Origin of the sequence: Ralstonia nicotianae (assembly GCF_018243235.1) — a bacterium.
Lineage (GTDB): Bacteria > Pseudomonadota > Gammaproteobacteria > Burkholderiales > Burkholderiaceae > Ralstonia > Ralstonia nicotianae.
Genome location: NZ_CP046674.1, coordinates 2,211,767 through 2,231,053, shown reverse-complemented (window position 1 = coordinate 2,231,053; position 19,287 = coordinate 2,211,767). Strand labels below are relative to the sequence as shown.

General features: G+C 66.7%; 17 protein-coding genes. 15 read left to right on the top strand and 2 right to left on the bottom strand.

Annotated features, from left to right (window positions below; all coding sequences use genetic code 11):
• Positions 1 to 2: 2 nt before the first annotated feature.
• Positions 3 to 851, bottom strand: coding sequence for a 2-phosphosulfolactate phosphatase (locus GO999_RS10060; RefSeq protein WP_011001222.1), 849 nt, complete (start codon positions 849 to 851; stop codon positions 3 to 5).
• A gap of 180 nt (positions 852 to 1,031) precedes the next feature.
• Here GO999_RS10060 and GO999_RS10055 point away from each other — a divergent pair, with 180 nt between their 5' ends.
• From GO999_RS10055 to GO999_RS10015, 9 genes are all read left to right on the top strand, one after another.
• Positions 1,032 to 3,575: a heavy metal translocating P-type ATPase gene (locus GO999_RS10055; RefSeq protein WP_211906196.1), complete on the top strand. Its 2,544-nt coding sequence runs from the start codon at positions 1,032 to 1,034 to the stop codon at positions 3,573 to 3,575.
• A 9-nt stretch (positions 3,576 to 3,584) separates the two neighbouring features.
• A complete protein-coding gene (ccoS, locus tag GO999_RS10050; protein WP_011001224.1) occupies positions 3,585 to 3,761 on the top strand; it encodes a cbb3-type cytochrome oxidase assembly protein CcoS in 177 nt (58 codons plus the stop codon).
• 115 nt (positions 3,762 to 3,876) lie between these two features.
• Complete coding sequence (gene ccoN, locus GO999_RS10045) at positions 3,877 to 5,334, top strand: cytochrome-c oxidase, cbb3-type subunit I (protein WP_011001225.1); 1,458 nt, start codon at positions 3,877 to 3,879, stop codon at positions 5,332 to 5,334.
• A gap of 10 nt (positions 5,335 to 5,344) precedes the next feature.
• A complete protein-coding gene (gene ccoO / locus GO999_RS10040; RefSeq protein WP_011001226.1) occupies positions 5,345 to 6,016 on the top strand; it encodes a cytochrome-c oxidase, cbb3-type subunit II in 672 nt (223 codons plus the stop codon).
• A 3-nt stretch (positions 6,017 to 6,019) separates the two neighbouring features.
• On the top strand, positions 6,020 to 6,202 hold the full coding sequence (locus GO999_RS10035) for a cbb3-type cytochrome oxidase subunit 3 (protein WP_019718066.1): 183 nt from the start codon (positions 6,020 to 6,022) through the stop codon (positions 6,200 to 6,202).
• Between the two features lie 13 nt (positions 6,203 to 6,215).
• Positions 6,216 to 7,160, top strand: a complete 945-nt coding sequence (ccoP, locus tag GO999_RS10030) for a cytochrome-c oxidase, cbb3-type subunit III (protein WP_016722100.1) — start codon at positions 6,216 to 6,218, stop codon at positions 7,158 to 7,160.
• Positions 7,157 to 8,620 (top strand): cytochrome c oxidase accessory protein CcoG, encoded by a 1,464-nt coding sequence (gene ccoG / locus GO999_RS10025; RefSeq protein ID WP_211906195.1) that lies wholly within the window; start codon positions 7,157 to 7,159, stop codon positions 8,618 to 8,620. Before ccoP ends, ccoG begins: the two co-directional genes overlap by 4 nt.
• A 27-nt stretch (positions 8,621 to 8,647) precedes the next feature.
• The gene (locus GO999_RS10020; protein ID WP_071011244.1) at positions 8,648 to 8,878 is read left to right on the top strand and encodes a hypothetical protein; all 231 of its coding nucleotides are present in this window, start codon (positions 8,648 to 8,650) and stop codon (positions 8,876 to 8,878) included.
• Complete coding sequence (locus tag GO999_RS10015) at positions 8,875 to 9,129, top strand: hypothetical protein (RefSeq protein ID WP_011001231.1); 255 nt, start codon at positions 8,875 to 8,877, stop codon at positions 9,127 to 9,129. The genes GO999_RS10020 and GO999_RS10015 overlap by 4 nt, the downstream gene beginning before the upstream one ends.
• 20 nt (positions 9,130 to 9,149) lie before the next feature.
• Here GO999_RS10015 and GO999_RS10010 read toward each other — a convergent pair whose 3' ends face one another.
• Positions 9,150 to 9,878 (bottom strand): fumarate/nitrate reduction transcriptional regulator Fnr, encoded by a 729-nt coding sequence (locus GO999_RS10010; RefSeq protein ID WP_011001232.1) that lies wholly within the window; start codon positions 9,876 to 9,878, stop codon positions 9,150 to 9,152.
• 176 nt (positions 9,879 to 10,054) lie between these two features.
• Here GO999_RS10010 and GO999_RS10005 point away from each other — a divergent pair, with 176 nt between their 5' ends.
• From GO999_RS10005 to infB, 6 genes are all read left to right on the top strand, one after another.
• A complete protein-coding gene (locus GO999_RS10005; protein WP_071089325.1) occupies positions 10,055 to 10,801 on the top strand; it encodes a sulfite exporter TauE/SafE family protein in 747 nt (248 codons plus the stop codon).
• 476 nt (positions 10,802 to 11,277) lie between these two features.
• A complete protein-coding gene (gene scpB / locus GO999_RS10000) occupies positions 11,278 to 12,192 on the top strand; it encodes an SMC-Scp complex subunit ScpB (RefSeq protein ID WP_011001234.1) in 915 nt (304 codons plus the stop codon).
• Positions 12,193 to 12,284: 92 nt separating this feature from the next.
• The gene (locus GO999_RS09995) at positions 12,285 to 14,081 is read left to right on the top strand and encodes a pseudouridine synthase (RefSeq protein WP_071011242.1); all 1,797 of its coding nucleotides are present in this window, start codon (positions 12,285 to 12,287) and stop codon (positions 14,079 to 14,081) included.
• A gap of 207 nt (positions 14,082 to 14,288) precedes the next feature.
• Entirely contained in the window at positions 14,289 to 14,777 is a 489-nt protein-coding gene (gene rimP / locus GO999_RS09990) for a ribosome maturation factor RimP (protein ID WP_011001236.1), read from the top strand.
• Positions 14,774 to 16,249: a transcription termination factor NusA gene (nusA, locus tag GO999_RS09985; protein WP_118940573.1), complete on the top strand. Its 1,476-nt coding sequence runs from the start codon at positions 14,774 to 14,776 to the stop codon at positions 16,247 to 16,249. Before rimP ends, nusA begins: the two co-directional genes overlap by 4 nt.
• Positions 16,250 to 16,309: 60 nt before the next feature.
• On the top strand, positions 16,310 to 19,204 hold the full coding sequence (gene infB, locus GO999_RS09980; RefSeq protein WP_029240290.1) for a translation initiation factor IF-2: 2,895 nt from the start codon (positions 16,310 to 16,312) through the stop codon (positions 19,202 to 19,204).
• The last annotated feature ends 83 nt before the right edge of the window (positions 19,205 to 19,287 follow it).

Below are 19,287 nucleotides of genomic sequence, written 5' to 3'. Positions count from 1 at the left end.
CCTCAGCGCGGCGGCATCGGGTTGCGATGCGAGGCCGGCGTCGGGCGCAAGGCGCGCAGGCCGGCGGCACCGAGCAGGTCCGGTGACAGCATGCTTTCGGACTTGGGCGTGGCGTTGCGGAACGCGCCTTCCACCAGCATCGGCGCCACCGTGCTGACGTCGGTCTGCGCGGCAATCGTCACGTCTTCCGCGAAGCCGCGTTCGCACAGTTCGCGGCCCGACACGGAATCGAGCAGCCAAGCCTTCATCATGCCGGTCTGGGACGCCTCGCGATAGACCGCGCGGGCCGCCAGTGCTTCCGGCGACAGCGCATGCGGCAGGAAACCCGCGATGGTTTCCGACAGGTGATGCACGATCGCACCGGCCGCCAGCCAGTCTTCCAGCGCCGGCCGCAGGTTGCCGTCGGCCCAGCGCTCACCCGAAGCCACCACGGCGATGCGCCGCCCGTGCCGCGAGGCGGCTTCCGCCACGGCGCGCGCGTTGCGTAGGCACCCCGCGAAGGTGGGCGTCGAGCCGGTCGCCAGGGCCAGCGTCGCGCCGTTGGGCGAGGGCAGCACCAGGCTGCTGCCCATCGGCAGGCCGCGCAGCGAGGCCGGCGACAGCGTATAGCCCGGCTGGCTGCGGTTGGTGCCGGCCAGCATGGCGCCCGCGCGGCGGGCGAAGGTCTCGGCGCTGCCATCGCGCCACGGATAGGGGTAGATGCGCGCGCCGCGCCCCACCGCAATGTCCACGCACGTGCAGAAGGACAGCACGTCCACCACGATCACCACGTCGCAATGCGGTGCCAGCGCGGATGCACCGTGCTCGCCCCATTCGCAATGGACGTTGTACAGGCTGAATTCGGTTGCCACGGATACGGTCCTCCTGGTTGCCCAGTCGAACTATCACTATAGGACGCCAAAGATTTTGCGACAGGCCGGCCGGCGGGATGGCGTGCCGCGGGCGCCGCATCTCTGCGTGGATTTTTGTGGGGTCGCTCTTGATGCGCATCAAAGGTTGGGTGGGGCGCGCTGATTAGCATGTTCACCATAATGACAACGACGCTCGCCCCCATCCTTGCCGCCGCGCCCGGTGTCGGTTCGGTCTCATCCGGCCGGCCGGATGATGCGCAGGCGTCACACGTCACGTGCTATCACTGCGGCGCATCATTGGATGGCGATGCCGCGTTGCATGCCGAGATGGCCGGCCAGTCCCGCGACTTCTGCTGTGCCGGCTGCCAGACCATCGCCATGACGCTGCACGCGTCGGGCATGGGCCACGTCTACGACGGGCCGATCGCCTTCGCACGGCCCATCGACGGCGAGGTACGCACCGAGGCCGAAGCCGCGTGGGCGACCTACGACTTGCCGGTCATGCGCGAGCGCTTCGTCCGCACGCGCAAGGATGGCGCCGAAGAGGTGTCGTTGACCCTGGCCGGCATGCGCTGCGCCGCCTGCGTGTGGCTCATCGAACGCGCGCTGGCGCGCGTGCCCGGTGTGCGCGAGGCCATCGTCAACTACGCGACGGAGCGCGTGCGCATCGTGTCCGACGCCGGTGCGGTCCGGCTCGCCGACCTGTTCGCCGCCATCGCCGACGTCGGCTACGAGGCGTGGCCGGACCAGCCTTCCACGCGCCGCGCGGCCGAGGCGCACGAGCGGCGCCAGTTGCTGATCCGTCTGGGCATCGCCATGCTGGGCATGATGCAGGTGATGATGTATGCGTGGCCGGTCTACCTGCACGGCGGCAGCATCCCCGCGGACCAGGTCATGCTGATGCAGTGGGCCAGTCTCGCGCTGACCACACCGGTCGTCCTGTTCTCCGCCGGGCCTATCTTCCGCAATGCGTGGCGCCAGGTGCGGCACGCGCATGTCGGCATGGACGTGCCGGTGGCGCTCGGCGTCGGCGCGGCCTTTGCCGCGAGCGTGGCCGCCATGGTGCGCGGCCACGGCGAAACCTACTTCGATTCGGTGACGATGTTCGTCGCTTTCCTGCTGGCGGCGCGCTATCTGGAACTGCGCGCGCGGCAGAGCGCAACGTCCGGCACCGAGGCGCTGGTGCGGCAACTGCCGGCCACCTGCCGGCGCATCGCCGATGGCGCCGAGGCGACGCAGACCGTTCCGGTCGCCGCGCTGCAGGTCGGCGATTGCGTGGAGGTCCGCGCCGGCGAGATCCTGCCGGCGGATGGCGTGATCGAACGCGGCACGACCGAGATCGACGAATCCCTGCTGTCCGGCGAGAGCGTGCCGCAGCCGCGCGGCATCGGCGCGATGGTGCTGGCAGGCAGCTACAACGCGGCCAGCGCGATTTGGCTGCGCGTGCATCGCGTGGGGGCGCAGACGCGGCTGGCGGCGATCGTCGAACTGCTCGAGCGCGCGCTGACCGACAAGCCGCGCATGGCCGAGCTCGCCGATCGCGTGGCGGGGCGTTTCGTGATGGTGTTGCTCGGCTGGGCCGTGCTGACGGCGCTTGCGTGGTGGTGGATCGATCCGGACCGCATGTTCGCCGTGACGGTGGCCGTGCTGGTGGTCAGCTGCCCGTGCGCGCTGTCGCTGGCGACACCGTCCGCGCTGGCGGCGGCAAGCGGCGCGCTGGCCAGGCGCGGCATACTGGTCACGCGCGGGCACGCCATTGAAAGCCTGGCCGCCGTGACCGACGTGCTGCTCGACAAGACCGGCACGCTGACGCAGGGCCACCTGCGCCTGCTCAGCATCGAAACCTTCGACGATCCCGACGCGCAGCAGTGTCTTGCGCTGGCCTGTGCGCTCGAGCAGGCAGAGAACCATCCGATCGCGCAATCGCTGCGTGCCGCCGCCGCGCAGGGGCGGGTGCCGGCGGTGGCGGTGAGCGACGTGCTCAACGTGCCGGGGCAGGGCGTGCGTGCCCGGCTGCAGATGCAGGACATCCGCCTGGGCACCCAGGCGTTCGCGGCCCAGGCGTTCGATGGGCAGCCGCCGCATGCCACCGCGCACGTCAGCGGCGAGCCGGCGGAGGACGTGCCGTCCGCCGCCTGCACGGCAATCTGGCTCGGCTGCGACGGCCACCCGCTGGCCCGCTTCGTTCTTGCCGATACGCCGCGTGCCGATGCGGCGGCTTGCCTGGATGCGCTGCGTGCGCAGGACCTGCGGCTGCATCTCGTTTCCGGCGATGCGCCGCAGACCGTGCGCTGGTGGGCCGCGCGCCTGGGCATCGCGCATGCCGTGGGCGGCGCCAGTCCCGAAGATAAGCGTGCCTATGTGCGCGCGTTGCAGGCCGGCGGCGCTCGCGTGCTGGCGGTGGGCGACGGCATCAACGATGCACCGCTGCTGGCGCAGGCGCAGGTCTCGATCGCCATCGGCACGGGCGCGCCGCTGGCGCAGGCCGGTGCCGACGCCATCCTCACGGAGCCGCGCCTGCCCGCCATCGGCGAGGCCGTCTCGATCGGCCGCCGCGCGCTGCGTGTGGTGCGCCAGAACCTGGGCTGGGCCTTCGCCTACAACGCCGTCAGCATCCCGCTGGCGACGCTGGGCTGGCTGTCGCCGCTGGAAGCCGGGATCGGCATGTCGGTGTCTTCGCTGCTGGTGGCGCTCAACGCGTGGCGGCTGTCGCGCGTCGCATAGAGCTTTGATATGGAAACCCTCTACCTGCTCGTGCCCCTGTCGCTGATGGCGGTGGCAGTGATCGTCAGCGCACTGTGGTGGGCCGTCGGCACCGGCCAGTACGACGACCTGAAGGCGCCGGCCGAATCGATCCTGCTGGACCGCGACCTGCCGCCCGATGTGTCACCGCGCGACGACGCTCCATAGCAGGGGCGAGGGCCGTCCGGCTCGCTGGACGGGGGTGCCTTGACGCATATCAAAACCTGCAAGGCATCTGATTTTTAACATGTGCATATCACTACAACCATCACGGGGAGCGAGCATGGATGCATCCAGCGCGTTACAGCACGCCCAGACGTTCAATTACCGCGTTGTCCGCCAGTTCTCGATCATGACGATCGTCTGGGGCATCGTCGGCATGGCGGTCGGCGTGCTGATCGCGGCACAGTTGATCTGGCCGCAACTGAATTTCGGGGTGCCCTGGCTGACATATGGGCGACTGCGTCCGCTGCATACCAATGCCGTCATCTTCGCCTTCGGCGGCAGCGCGCTGTTTGCCACGTCGTATTACGTCGTCCAGCGCACCTGCCAGGCGCGGTTGGTTTCCGACGCGCTCGCGGCCTTCACGTTCTGGGGCTGGCAGGCCGTCATCGTGGCGGCGGCCATCACGCTGCCGCTGGGCTACACCAGTTCGAAGGAGTATGCAGAGCTGGAGTGGCCGATCGACATCCTGATCACCGTGGTGTGGGTGGTGTACGCCATCGTCTTCTTCGGCACCATCCTCAAGCGCAAGACCCGGCACATCTACGTCGCCAACTGGTTCTTCGGCGCCTACATCCTCACCATCGCGCTGCTGCATATCGTCAATAACGCCGAGCTGCCGGTGTCGATGTGGAAGTCGTACTCGGCCTACGCCGGCGTGCAGGACGCGATGGTGCAGTGGTGGTACGGCCATAACGCGGTGGGCTTCTTCCTGACCACCAGCTTCCTCGGCATGATGTACTACTTCGTGCCCAAGCAGGCCGAGCGCCCGATCTATTCGTACCGCCTGTCGATCGTCCACTTCTGGGCACTGAACTTTACCTACATGTGGGCGGGCCCGCACCACCTGCAATACACCGCGCTGCCGGACTGGGCTCAGTCGCTGGGCATGGTGTTTTCGCTGATCCTGCTCGCGCCGTCGTGGGGCGGCATGATCAACGGGATCATGACGATGTCCGGCGCCTGGCACAAGCTGCGCACCGACCCGATCCTCAAGTTCCTAGTGGTGGCGCTGTCGTTCTACGGCATGGCGACCTTCGAGGGCTCGATGATGTCGATCAAGACCGTCAACGGGCTGTCGCACTACACCGACTGGACCATCGGCCACGTGCATTCCGGCGCGCTGGGCTGGGTGGCGATGATCACCATCGGCTCGATGTACTACATGATCCCGCGCCTGTTCGGGCGGCAGAAGATGTATAGCACGCGGCTGATCGAGGTGCACTTCTGGGTGGCCACCATCGGCGTGGTGCTCTATATCGCGGCCATGTGGGTCGCCGGTGTGATGCAGGGCCTGATGTGGCGCGCCACCGAGCCCGACGGCACGCTGACCTACAGCTTTGTCGAGGCGGTGAAGGCAACGTATCCGTTCTACGCGATCCGTCTGCTGGGTGGCCTGTGCTTCCTCGGAGGCATGCTGCTGATGGCCTTCAACGTGCTCAAGACCCTCCAGGGCAGCCGGGCCGTGGATGCGCCGATTCCTCAAGCCGCGCAGATGCCCCTGCCGGCGGCACAGTGAGGAGACCGACATGAGCAACCAACCTTCCCGCTTCTTCTCGCACGAGACGCTGGAAAAGAACATCGGCCTGCTGATCATCATGACGTTGGTCGTGGTCAGCATCGCCGGGCTGGTGCAGATTGTGCCGCTGTTCTTCCAGCACTCCACCACCGAGCCGGTCAAGGGCATCGCGCCGTATTCGCCGCTGCGGCTGGCCGGGCGCGATATCTACATCCGCGAAGGCTGCGTCGGCTGCCACTCGCAGCAGGTGCGCACGCTGCGCGCCGAAACCGAGCGCTACGGCCATTACTCGATGGCGGGCGAGTCGGTGTTCGACCACCCGTTCCTGTGGGGCTCGAAGCGGACCGGCCCGGACCTGGCGCGCGTCGGCCAGCGCTACTCGGACGACTGGCATCGTATCCATCTGCGCGACCCGCGCATGGTGGTGCCCGAGTCCAACATGCCGTCCTATGCATGGCTGTCCAAGACGCCGCTCGATAACCATGACATCGAAGCGAAGATGCGCGTGCTGCGCAAGCTGGGTGTGCCATACACCGACGCGCAGATCGCAGGCGCCCGCGAGCAGTTGGCCGGCAAGACCGAGGAGGACGCCGTAGTGGCCTATCTGCAGGGCCTGGGCGTGGAACTGCGCAACGTGCGCGATGTGGCCGGGGTTCCGGTTGCCGCCGCCGCCAAGGAGTAAGCCATGGCCATGCTGAGCGCAATTGCCACGGCGGTGTTCCTGGTGCTGTTCATCGCGATTACGTGGTGGGCCTATTCGGCACATCGGCGTCATGCCAACGCGGAATCGGCGATGCTGCCGTTCCTGCTGCCCGACGAAGCCGAGGTCGCCGCCGGACGCATGGATGCGTCCCGCCCAAATCAATAAGGACCGCCAGATCATGAGCGACTTCATTTCCGATTTCTGGAGCTACTACATCGCGGCGATCGCCCTGCTGGGCATCGTGTGGTGCGCGTGGCTGCTGCTTTCTCAACGCCGCATCAAGCTCGCGCCGGGGCAGAAGCCCGACGGCGACACCGGACACGTATGGGACGGCGACCTGCGCGAGCTGAACAATCCGCTGCCGCGCTGGTGGATGTGGATGTTCCTGCTGTCGTGCGTCTTCGCCGTGGCCTATCTGATCCTGTATCCGGGGCTGGGCGCCTATGGCGGCATGCTGGGCTTTTCCAGCCGCGGCGAACTGGCTGCCCAGCGCGCCGCCGCCGAGGCCCAGGTGCGGCCGCTGTATGCGCGTTATGCCGGAATGGACATCAAGCAGATCGCTGCCGACCCCCAGGCCCATGAGATCGGGCAGCGCCTGTTCCTCAACAACTGCGCGCAGTGCCACGGCTCCGATGCCGGCGGTTCGAAGGGTTTCCCGAACCTGACCGATAACGACTGGCTCTATGGTGGCGATCCGGAGACGATCCTGGCGACCATCACCAAGGGGCGTCATGGCGTGATGCCGTCGCTGGCCGCGGTGGTGGATGGCAACCAGGCCGTCAATGTGGCCCACTATGTGCGCTCGCTGTCGGGGCTGGCCTATGACCCGATCAAGGCGGCACGCGGCGAGCCGACCTTCAAGTCGGTCTGCGCGGCGTGCCACATGGCGACCGGCAAGGGCAACCAGGCGCTGGGCGCCCCCAACCTGACCGATCGCATCTGGCTGTACGGCAGTTCGGAGTCGACCATCGTCGAGACCATCCTGAAGGGGCGCGACAACACGATGCCGGCGCATGAAAACCTGTTGTCGCCCGAGAAGATCCGGTTGCTCGCGGCCTACGTATGGGGCCTGTCCAACAGCGGTGCCGCGGGTCTTGACGCACAATCGGCCACACAGCAATGAGTGAACACGAGCCTGTCTGGCGCCCCATGTCGCCCGCCACCGCAGCGGCGGACAGCCAGGATGCGCCCACCGAGCAAATGCTGTACGAGGTGCGGCGCAAGATTTATCCACGTGCCGTCACGGGGGCATTCGCGCGCTGGCGCGTCTGGCTGGTGCTGGCCACGCAGGCCGTGTTCTATGGGCTGCCGTGGTTGCAGTGGCATGGCCGGCAGGCTGTCCTGTTCGATCTCGGTGCGCGCAAGTTCTACCTGTTCGGCCTGGTGCTCTGGCCGCAGGACGTGATCTACCTGACGGTGCTGCTGGTGCTGTCGGCGTTGTCGCTGTTCCTGTTCACGGCGGTGGCGGGGCGCTTGTTCTGTGGCTACGCCTGTCCGCAAACGGTCTACACCGAAATCTTCATGTGGATCGAGCGGCATATCGAAGGCGACCGCTTCGCCCGCATCCGCCTCGATGGCGAGCGCTGGAGCGTGCGCAAGCTGCGCCTGAAGACGGCCAAGCACAGCGTCTGGATCCTGATCGCGCTGTGGACCGGCTTCACCTTCGTCGGCTTCTTCACGCCGATCCGCGAGCTGGGCATGGAGGTCTGGACGTTGTCGCTCGGGCCGTGGCAGACCTTCTGGATGCTGTTCTATGCCTTTGCGACCTGGGGCAATGCGGGCTTCATGCGCGAGCAGGTCTGCCGCTACATGTGCCCGTATGCGCGTTTCCAGAGCGTGATGGTCGACCGCGATACTTATGTGGTCACCTACGATACGCAGCGCGGTGAGCCGCGCGGCAGCCGCTCGCGCAACGAGGATTTCGCGGCCAGGGGACTCGGGGCCTGCGTCGATTGCAGCATCTGCGTGCAGGTGTGCCCGACCGGCATCGATATCCGCCAGGGCCTGCAATACGAGTGCATCGGCTGCGGCGCCTGCATCGATGCCTGCGATCAGGTGATGGACAAGATGCGCTACCCGCGCGGCTTGATCCGCTACACCTCGGAGCGCGCCATGCGCGACCGGCTGCCCCCGGGCGAGGCGCGCCGGCATCTGCTGCGCCCGCGCGTGCTGATCTACAGTGGGGTCCTGCTGACCCTGGCGGCGGGCCTGATCGTGGCGCTGGCCTTGCGCGCACCGCTGAAGGTCGACGTGATCCGCGACCGCGGCGCGCTGGCGCGCGAAGTGGACGGCGACAAGATCGAGAACGTCTATCGGCTGCAGCTGATGAATGCATCCGAGCAGCCCATGCGCGTGACCATCACTGCCGAAGGCCTGCCGCAGCTTGAAGTGCAGGGCGGACGAGGCGAGTCGACCACGCTCGAGCTGGCTCCGGCGGCCAACCGTCTCGTGCCGATCCGCGTACGCCGTCCCGCAGACGACGTGCAGCCCGGCTCGCACAAGATCCGCTTCGTGATCCAGGCAGACAAGGACGGCGGCAGTCTCGTGCTGCGCGAGCCGTCCAGCTTTATCGTGCCGCGCTAGTGCGGCGTTCCGACCAGGAGGTTCCTGATGCAAGCAATCCAACCTTCCGCGGCGCAGGCGCGGCCCTGGTGGCGCGAGCCCTGGCCGTGGCTGCTGATGGCGGGCCCCTTCGCGGCCATGATCGGCTGCGGTGTGACGATCTGGCTGGCCGCCACGCACCCCGATCCTGCGATCCAGGATAACGTCGTGCGGCGCGGCCTGGTGGTGGAGAAGGCTGTTTCCGTGCCGGCACGCGCCGTTCACGGAGCGGTACGATGAAGCGCCGCCTGCTGATGTGGATCTTGTGGCCGGCATTCCTAGCCGCGGCGCTGGCCGAGCTGGTGGTCTTCTCGGTGGTGGATCCGGCGGACCTGCGCTTTTTCGGTCAGCAGATCACGGTGTCTTCCGAAGCGGTCTACACCGTATCGTTCTTTGCGTTCTGGGTGATCTGCGGGTTGTCGAGCGCGCTGACGCTGTATGTGTCGCCGGGAATCGGCAAGCTGGAAGCGCACGAACATCCGCTCATCTGAGCGGATGCCGTGGTAGGCGATCAGCCGGCGTGGCCGGTCATCACCTGGCGCAGGCCGGCCATGTCGATCAGCTTGACGTGGCGTTGGCGGATCTGGATCAGCCCGGCTTCGGCAAAGCGCGAGAACAGGCGGCTGACGGTCTCCAGCTTCAGGCCCAGATAGCTGCCGAGTTCTTCTCGGCTCATGCGCAGGACGAATTCGGTCGAGGAATAGCCACGCTCAGCCGAGCGGCGCGACAGGTTCAGCAGGAAGGCGGCGAGGCGCTCTTCCGCGCGCATCGAGCCTAGGGTCAGCAGCATCAGGTGATCCTGCGAAATCTCCTTGCTCATGATGCGCAGGAACTGGTGCTGCAGCGAAGGCAGTCGGCGCGACAGCTGCTGCAGTTCGGCATAGCGCACCACGCAGACTTCGGTATCTTCCAGTGCGGTGGCATCCGATACGTGGCGCATTTCGCCGATGCCGTCGAGCCCGACGATTTCGCCGGGCAGATGGAAGCCTGTGATCTGGTGGCGGCCGTCTTCCAGCGTCAGATGGGTTTTCAGTGTGCCGAAACGGATGCCGTAGACCGCTTCCAGCGGTTCACCCAGTGCGTAGAGCACCTGGCCTTTCTTGATGCGGATGCGTTCGGTGACCAGATCATCCATCTTGCGCACGTCGTCCGCGTTCATGCCTACCGGCAGACAGATTTGTCCGAGCACGCAGGTGGAGCAACGGGAGGTTTGATCGGTGAGTGCGATTCGTGTGAGCACGGGGGCGAAGAAATTCCGAGGAAAGTGAGATCGAAAATCTGTGAGCAACCGCAGCCGCATTATAACGGCGCCCCCGCTGTTATCGGCGGTCTTCGATGTTCAGTTTTAAGAGAATTTCATTTGAACTACGACAGCAATCCTCCACGATTTGCGCCGGTTCGGTCGAGGCCCGGTTCATGAGTGCGGCAGCATTATTGAGTGTCTTTCTGATTGCGTTGCTCGGCGGCGTGCATTGCCTTGCCATGTGCAGCGGTATTGCGCTTGCCGCGGAGCGCGCGCAGCCTGCCGTGCGCATCGTTTCGCGTCGCCGGCTGTGGTTCGAGCAACTGGTGATGCATCTGGGGCGGCTCACCACTTACGCGCTGCTCGGGGCCGCGATGGGCGCACTCGGCGCGACGGTGTGGCGGCAGCAGTGGCTGCCCATCCAGCGTGGCCTGTTTGCGTTGGCGAGCGCGCTGTTGCTCGCCTATGGGGTGCTTCTGCTGTCGCGCACGGCTGCCGATGTCTGGCGTGGCGCCTGGCTCGAACGCATACTTGGGCGCCTGTCCGGCGGGCTGGCGGCCGTTGCCTCGCGGGTGCGCGCGTCGTCGCTGCGTGCGCGTTTTCCGTTGGCGGGCCGGTATCTGACCGGGCTGGCCTGGGGGCTGGTGCCTTGTGGCATGGTCTATGGCGCGCTGGCCGTCGCGTTGCTGGCGGGCAACGCGGCATCGGGGGCGGTGGTCATGCTGGCGTTCGGCGCGGGTACGCTGCCGAACCTGCTGATGATGTCGGGCGTGGCCGGATGGTTGCGTGGCGTGTCGCGGATGCGCTGGGCTCGCGGTGTCGCGGGCATCGGAATCGCCGCATTCGGCATCTGGGGACTCGTGTGTGCCGCGTGGCTGCCCGAGATGCTCAACGCACATGGATTCTGCCTGGTACTTTGACCGTTTGGCCCGACATCAGGGGCGGCGGTGCTGCCGGCTTTGCGGTTAGGCGATATTCCCGGTTGCGGCCGCGCCGGAATATGGCCTACAATCAACCGCAATTCGACTCGCCACCGGTCGCGCAGATCAAAATCCCAAGCGCGGCGATAGGCGAAGCTGTCCGGTGGCCCAGCCGCCCTGGACTGTCGATTCGGGCGGGTCGCCGGTCATCTGAGGCAGCCGTCCGGTGCAGCAGCCGTCCCCATGGCGGCGGTAGAAATTGCCCTTGTGGTGCCGACTGGCACCGGATCAACTCGCTCCTCCGGCCCTTTAGTGGGCAACAGCCACTGTGTTTCGGTGCGAGGCCAAACGGCCGACGCGCGCCGGGCCCGGGCGGGCAGCAGCATATTCAGCATGCCGCGTAATCGCGGCGGAACGGAAACTTTCAAGCGTGACGGCATGTGCCGTGCGCGAGCAATGACGAGCCGCTCAACCCGATGAATACCCAAGAGGCGAAAATCGTCCTCGAGACCGCGCTGATCTGCGCGCAGGATCCGTTGCGAGTCAGCGACTTGCGTAAGCTGTTCGACGAAGACGTCTCGGCAGACACTATCCGTGTGCTGCTTGAAGAGTTGCGCCAGGACTGGCTCGACCGCGGTGTGGAGCTGGTGGCGCTGGCTTCGGGCTGGCGCTTGCAGAGCCGGCCGGAAATGCGGGCCTATCTCGATCGCCTGCATCCGGAAAAGCCGCCCAAGTACTCGCGTGCCGTGATGGAGACGCTGGCCATCATCGCCTATCGCCAGCCTGTCACGCGGGGCGATATCGAAGACATCCGCGGCGTGACGGTCAACACCCAGGTCATCAAGCAGATCGAGGACCGCGGCTGGGTCGAGGTGATCGGCCATCGCGATGTGCCCGGCCGCCCGGCGCTGTATGCCACCACCAAGCAGTTTCTCGACGATCTTGGCCTGCGCTCGCTCGACGAGCTGCCGCCGCTCGAAGACGCCCGGGCCCAGGCCCAGGCCAGCCTGCTGGAGCAGGGCGCGATCGAATTCGAGGGCGGCACGGTCTCCGTCGAAGCGCTGACCGCCATGGTCGATCACGCGAGCGCCGACGCTGCCCCCGCGGAGGGGGCGGCGTCGGCGCCGGCCGGCGATGCGGCCGCACCGGCAGGGGATGCCGTGCCGGAGGTTGCGGAAGCATCGGCGATGGCTTCGGCCGTCGGACGGCTCGGCGCGCAAGTCGCGGCGGATGCGGCGTCGCCCGAGGTGGAGCCGCATGCGGTTGTCGATGTCGCCGCAACGGAGCTTCCGGTGGCTCGAGCCGAAGGCGAGGTGCCGACGGCCGCCGCCGAATCCCACGCCACGCCGGAAGGTGACCGCAAGGCGGCTACCGGCAACGAACATCCATAGGCCGTGTCTGCCGCGCGACCGGTGCATGGCCTGAACCCCTTTTTGATCTGAATGACGCTGTGAGTACCCTGCCAGATTCCATGGATACACGTATGTCGGCCGATGCCAATGCAGCGGCGCCTCGCCAGGATGGCGCCGGAGAGGGCGAGGAATCGTCCGCGCCGCGCCGCAAGGGTCTGCGCCGCGGCCTGCGCAACCTAGTCGCCGCGCGGCGGCAGCAGCATGAGGGCCGCGCCGAAGGCGAGCCCGCGGGCGAGGGTGCGGCGAGCGCCGGCGAAGGCGCGCAAGCGCCGCGCAAGGCTCGCGCACCGCGCAGCCGCAAGCCGAAAGAGGCGAATGCCGCAGCGGGCGAGGTTGTGGCCATTCCGGAGGCGATGAGTTTGTCGGCGGAAGGGCGGCCGTCCGCGGCGGAGGCCTCGGCCGAGCGTCGGGGAGCGCGTGGCCGCTTCGGCAAGGGCCGCCGCCAGGCTGAGGGCCAGCCGGCCGGCGATCGCGCGGAAGGTCAGGGCGGCAATGCCGGCGGCGGCAACGGCGGCCGGGGTAAGAACGCCCGCCCGACCCGTGGCGCCAAGGGGCAAGGCAAGGCGGCCGGCCAGAGCCGGGGCAAGGGCGGCAAGGGTGCCGAGGACGTCTTCCAGTACGTGATTTCCGGCGCCTATGATGCTGACGCGGATGTGGGCGGCGCGCCGCAGTCGACCAAGGTGCGCGAACTCACTGCCGAGGACGACGCCCCGAAGCTGCACAAGATTCTCGCCGATGCGGGCCTGGGCTCGCGTCGCGACATGGAAGACCTGATCCTGCAGGGCCGCGTCTCCGTGAACGGCTTGCCGGCGCATATTGGCCAGCGCATCCTGCCGACCGATCAGGTGCGCGTCAACGGCAAGCTCATTCAGCGCAAGCTGCCGAGCAAGCCGCCGCGCGTGCTGCTGTATCACAAGCCGGCCGGCGAGATCGTCAGCCAGTCTGATCCCGAGGGCCGTCCGACCGTGTTCGATTCCCTGCCGCGCATGAAGACCGGCAAGTGGGTCGCCGTGGGCCGCCTGGACTTCAACACTGAAGGCTTGCTGATCTTCACCACGTCGGGCGATATCGCCAATCGGTTCATGCATCCGCGCTACGGCGTCGAACGTGAATATGCGGTGCGCACGCTGGGCGAGCTGCCGGAGTCCGACCGCCAGAAACTGTTGCAGGGCATCCGCCTGGATGACGGCGAAGCGAATTTCCTGCGCTGCGCGGATGGCGGTGGCGAGGGCGTCAATCACTGGTACCACGTCGCGCTGACCGAAGGTCGCAACCGCGAGGTCCGCCGCATGTTCGAGGCCGTCAACCTGACGGTGTCGCGCCTGATCCGCACGCGCTATGGCAGTTTCGTGCTGCCGCGCGGCCTCAAGCGCGGCCGCTGGCAGGAGGTGTCGGCCGAGGATGTCCGGGGGCTGATGGGGTTGCTGGGCTTGAAAGTGCCTTCGGCAAGTGCCAGCGGCGGCCAGGGTAGTCAGGGTGGCCGACAGGGTAACCGTCGCCGCGAGGCGCAGCCGGTGCTGATGGGGCCGATGTCGTCGGGCTTCACGGGCGAGGCGACGTTCCAGTCGCGCGGCCAGGGTATCGAAAACGGCAACCGTGCGATGCCGGCTCCGCGTCGCCAGTCCAACCCGCGTCAGCCGGACCCGATGCAGACCTCGATGGGCTACATCAACGTTGGCGGACCGACCACGCTGACCGCGCGGACCCGCATGGGCGGTGGCCGTGGCCTGCCGGGTGCCGGCAACAGCAATAGCGGTGGTAGCGGCAATGGCAACCGTGCGCCGGGCAACAAGCGTCCGGCCAAGGGTGGTGGCGGCTTGCCGAACGGCAACAAGGCGCGTGGCGGCAGCAAGCGCGGCAAGCGCTGACGGCGGCGGCGTTGCGTGCGTTATACGCCGCTGCGCCACAATCCGGCGGGCGTCTTGGGGCACATTTTGCGTTTTGCCCCGAGACGCATTACAATACGAGTCTAATCAAAAGTCATCCTGCAGAAGATGGGCGAATGATATGGGCATTGCGCCCATTTTTTTTTGCTTCGGCAGGTTGGCAGCACCGGGAAATTCTTCAGGAAAAACGTGCATCTGACTGATCTGATTGAAAAAACCCTCACCGCTATGGGTTATGAGCTGGTGGAAGTGGAACGTGCGCCGGCCGGGTTGCTGCGCGTGTACATCGATCAGGCGGAAACCGGCATCGTCATTGAGGATTGCGAAAAAGTGAGCCACCAGCTCACGCGCGTATTCGAAGTCGAAAACGTGAACTACGAGCGGCTGGAAGTCTCGTCGCCGGGGCTGGACCGGCCGTTGCGCACGCTGGTGGACTTTGCGCGGTTCGCGGGGCTGGAGGCCAAGGTGACGTTGCGCCTGCCGGTCAACGGCCAGAAGAATTTCACAGGCATTGTTCAGGCTCCCGCGGGGGAGCCCGGCCAGGAACGGATCGGCCTCGAATTCGAGGGCAAGGATGGCCCCGCACTGCTGGAATTCACGCTGTCGGAGCTCGATCGCGCCCGGCTGGTGCCTGTGCTGGACTTCAAAGGAAATCGAAACAAAGGGAACAAGCAATGAGCCGCGAAGTTCTGTTGCTCGTCGATGCGCTTGCGCGTGAAAAGAACGTCGACAAAGATGTAGTGTTCGGGGCGCTGGAGGCCGCGTTGGCTTCGGCGACCAAGAAGCGCTTTGAAGAGGACGTGGAGGTGCGCGTGGCGATCGACCGCGAGTCGGGCGAACACGAAACCTTCCGCCGCTGGCTGGTCGTTCCCGACGATGCCGGTCTGCAGGAGCCGGACAAGCAGATTCTCCTGTTCGAGGCCCGCGAGCAGAATCCCGGCATCAATCTCGACGAGTTCATCGAAGAGCAGATCGAGTCGGTCGAATTCGGCCGGATCGGTGCGCAGGCGGCCAAGCAGGTGATCCTGCAGCGCATCCGTGATGCCGAGCGCGAGCAGATCCTGAACGATTATCTCGAGCGCGGCGAAAAGATCATGACCGGCACGATCAAGCGTGCCGACAAGAAGGGCCTGATCGTCGAATCCGGCCGTGTCGAGGCACTGCTTGCGCGCGACCAGATGATTCCGAAGGAGAACCTGCGCACGGGCGACCGCGTGCGTGCGTACATCCTGAACGTCGACCGCACCGCACGTGGCCCGCAGATCGAGCTGTCGCGCACCTGCCCCGAGTTCCTGATCAAGCTCTTCGAGAACGAAGTGCCCGAAATGGAGCAGGGTCTGCTGGAGATCAAGGCAGCCGCGCGCGATCCGGGCGTGCGTGCGAAAATCGCGGTGGTGGCGCACGACAAGCGCATCGACCCGATCGGTACCTGCGTCGGCGTGCGTGGCACGCGCGTGACCGCGGTGCGCAACGAAGTCGGCGGCGAGGCGGTGGACATCGTGCTGTGGTCGGAAGACCCGGCGCAGTTCGTGATCGGCGCGCTGGCGCCGGCACAGGTGCAGTCCATCGTCGTGGATGAAGAAAAGCACAGCATGGATGTGGTGGTCGACGAGGAGAACCTCGCCGTCGCCATCGGTCGCAGCGGGCAGAACGTGCGCCTGGCGTCCGAGCTGACCAGCTGGCAGATCAACATCATGACGCCGGCCGAATCCGCGCAGAAGCAGGCGGAGGAAAGCTCCACGGTGCGCAAGCTGTTTATGGAAAAGCTGGACGTGGACGAGGAAGTCGCCGACATCCTGATCGAAGAGGGTTTCACCTCGCTCGAGGAAGTGGCCTACGTGCCGCTGCAGGAAATGCTGGAGATCGAGGCGTTCGACGAAGACACCGTCAACGAACTGCGCAACCGCGCCCGCGACGTGCTGTTGACGATGGAGCTGGCAAAGGAAGAGAAGGTCGAGAAGGTGTCGCAAGACCTGCGCGACCTCGAGGGGCTGACCCCGGAGCTGATCGGCAAGCTGGCCGAGGGGAACATCCAGACGCGTGACGACTTGGCCGAGCTGGCCGTGGACGAACTGGTCGACATGACCGGCGTCGACGAAGAACAGGCCAAGGCGCTGATCATGAAGGCGCGTGAACACTGGTTTTCGTGAGCCTGCCGAGCGTTGAACGTTCCGCAATCCTCACTGAAACCAAGCATCGAAAGGGTTTGAATGGCAAGCACAACAGTTGCCCAACTCGCTGGCGAACTGAACCGTAGCGCAGCCGCGCTGCTGGAGCAGTTGCAGGCCGCGGGCGTGCAAAAGGCGACGCCCGAAGACGTCATCACCGAATCGGACAAGACGCGTCTGCTCGACTATCTGAAGCGGGCTCACGGCAGCGCCGAGGATGGCGCGCGCAAGAAGATCACGCTCACCAAGCGCGAGACCAGCGAAATCCGCCAGGCGGACGCCACCGGCAAGACTCGCACCGTGCAGGTCGAGGTGCGCAAAAAGCGCGTGCTGATGAAGCGCGATGAGGCGGGTGCCGCGCCGGCCGAGGCGGAAGCCCCGGCGCCGGTCGCTGCTCCGGTGGTCGACGTCGAGGAAGTCGCGCGCCGCGAGGAAGAACAGCGTCGTCAGGCCGAACTGCTGGCGCGCCAGGAGGCCGAGCTGAAGGCCCGCCAGGAGGCGATGGAGCGCGAGGAAGCCGAGCGCCGCGCCCGCCAGGAGGCGGCCGAAGCCGAGCAGCGTCGCCAGGCCGAACTCGCCGCCAAGAAGGCGGAAGAGGAGGCCGCAGCTGCCCGCGCTGCAGCGGAAGCGTCGGACGAAGCCCCGCGCCGCAAGGCGGAAGAGGATGCCGCGCGTCTGGCCAGCGAGCGTGAAGCTGCGCAGAAGGCCGCCGAAGAGGCACGCGCCGCAGCCGACAAGATCAAGGCTGAGGAAGACGGTGCACGCAAGCGCCGCGAGGCGGCCGAGGCCGAGGCCCGCGCCATCCGCGAAATGATGAATGCGCCGGCGCGCGTGCTGAAGACGCCAGCCGAGCGCAAGGCCGAAGAGAAGAAGGCGGAGCAGTCGGGCACGCTGCACAAGCCGGTCAAGGCGGCCGGCGAAGCGCGTCCCGCGCCCGCAGCCAAGAAGGCGGCGGCTCCGGCTGCGGCCCCGGCGGCAACGCCGGCCGGCGACAAGAAGGGCGGCCGTGGCGGCAAGCCCGGCGGCTGGCAGGACGATGCGCGCGGCAACAAGCGCGGCGGCCTGAAGACTCGTGGCGACACGGGCGGCGGCGTCGACGGCTGGCGTGGCTCCAAGGGCGGCCGCAACCGCCATGGCGACGACAACCGCAACGCCTTCCAGGCGCCGACCGAGCCGGTCGTGCGTGAAGTGCACGTGCCGGAAACCATCTCCGTGGCCGAACTGGCGCACAAGATGGCGGTCAAGGCGGCCGAGGTCATCAAGCAGATGATGAAGCTCGGCCAGATGGTCACGATCAACCAGGTGCTGGACCAGGAGACCGCGATGATCGTGGTCGAGGAAATGGGCCACCAGGCGGTCGCGGCCAAGCTGGACGATCCGGAAGCGCTGCTGGTCGAAGGGGTGCAGGAGCAGCAGAACGTCGAGGCCGAGGCCCGCCCGCCGGTCGTGACCGTGATGGGCCACGTCGACCACGGCAAGACCTCGCTGCTGGACTACATCCGTCGCGCCAAGGTGGCGGCGGGCGAAGCCGGCGGCATCACGCAGCACATCGGCGCTTATCACGTCGAAACGCCGCGCGGTGTCATCACGTTCCTGGACACGCCGGGTCACGAGGCCTTCACGGCCATGCGTGCGCGCGGCGCCAAGGCGACCGACATCGTGATCCTGGTGGTGGCCGCCGACGACGGCGTCATGCCGCAGACGAAGGAAGCCATCGCCCATGCGAAGGCGGCCGGTGTGCCCATCGTGGTGGCGATCAACAAGATCGACAAGCCCGAGGCCAACCCGGATCGCGTCAAGCAGGAGCTGGTCAGCGAGAGCGTGATTCCGGAAGAGTACGGCGGCGATTCGCCGTTCGTGCCGGTGTCGGCCAAGACCGGCCAGGGCATCGAGAACCTGCTGGAAAACGTGCTGCTGCAGGCTGAAGTGCTGGAACTGAAGGCGCCCATCAACGCGGCGGCCAAGGGCCTGGTGGTGGAAGCCCAGCTGGACAAGGGCAAGGGTCCGATCGCCACGGTGCTGGTGCAGAGCGGTACGCTCAAGCGCGGCGACGTGGTGCTCGCGGGCACGGCCTATGGCCGCGTGCGCGCCATGCTGGACGAGAACGGCAAGCCGGCCAAGGAAGCCGGTCCGTCGATTCCGGTGGAAATCCAGGGCCTGTCGGAAGTGCCGGGCGCCGGCGAGGAAGTCATCGTGCTGCCGGACGAGCGCAAGGCGCGCGAAATCGCGCTGTTCCGCCAGGGCAAGTTCCGCGACGTCAAGCTGGCTCGCCAGCAGGCCGCCAAGCTCGAGACCATGCTGGAGCAGATGAGCGAAGGCGAGGTCAAGACGCTGCCGCTGATCATCAAGGCCGACGTGCAGGGCTCGCAGGAAGCGCTGGTGCATGCGCTCAACAAGCTGTCGACCGGCGAAGTGCGCGTGCAGGTCGTGCACGGTGCGGTGGGTGGCATCAGCGAATCCGACGTCAACCTGGCGACCGCGTCGAAGGCCGTCATCATCGGCTTCAACACGCGGGCCGATGCCGGGGCGCGCAAGCTGGCCGAGCATCAGGGCATCGACATCCGCTACTACAACATCATCTACGACGCCGTGGATGAGGTGAAGGCGGCGATGTCGGGCATGCTGTCGCCGGAGAGGAAGGAAGAGACCACCGGCCTCGTCGAGGTGCGCCAGGTCTTCCACGTGCCGAAGGTGGGCGCGGTGGCCGGCTGTATGGTGCTGGACGGTGTCGTCAAGCGTTCGTCGCTGGTCCGTGTGCTGCGCGAGAACGTGGTCATCTTCTCGGGCGAGCTGGAGTCGCTCAAGCGCTTCAAGGACGACGTGAAGGAAGTGAAGCAAGGCTTCGAGTGCGGCCTGTCGATCAAGAACTTCAACGACGTCAAGGAAGGCGACCAGCTGGAGATCTACGAGATCACCGAGGTGGCGCGTACGCTGTAACGCTGTGGCCGGACGCTTCGGCGTCCGGCGTGGTTTTGCGACGGTGGCCCGGGCGCGTCCCGCGCCACCGTTTTGTCTTTTGG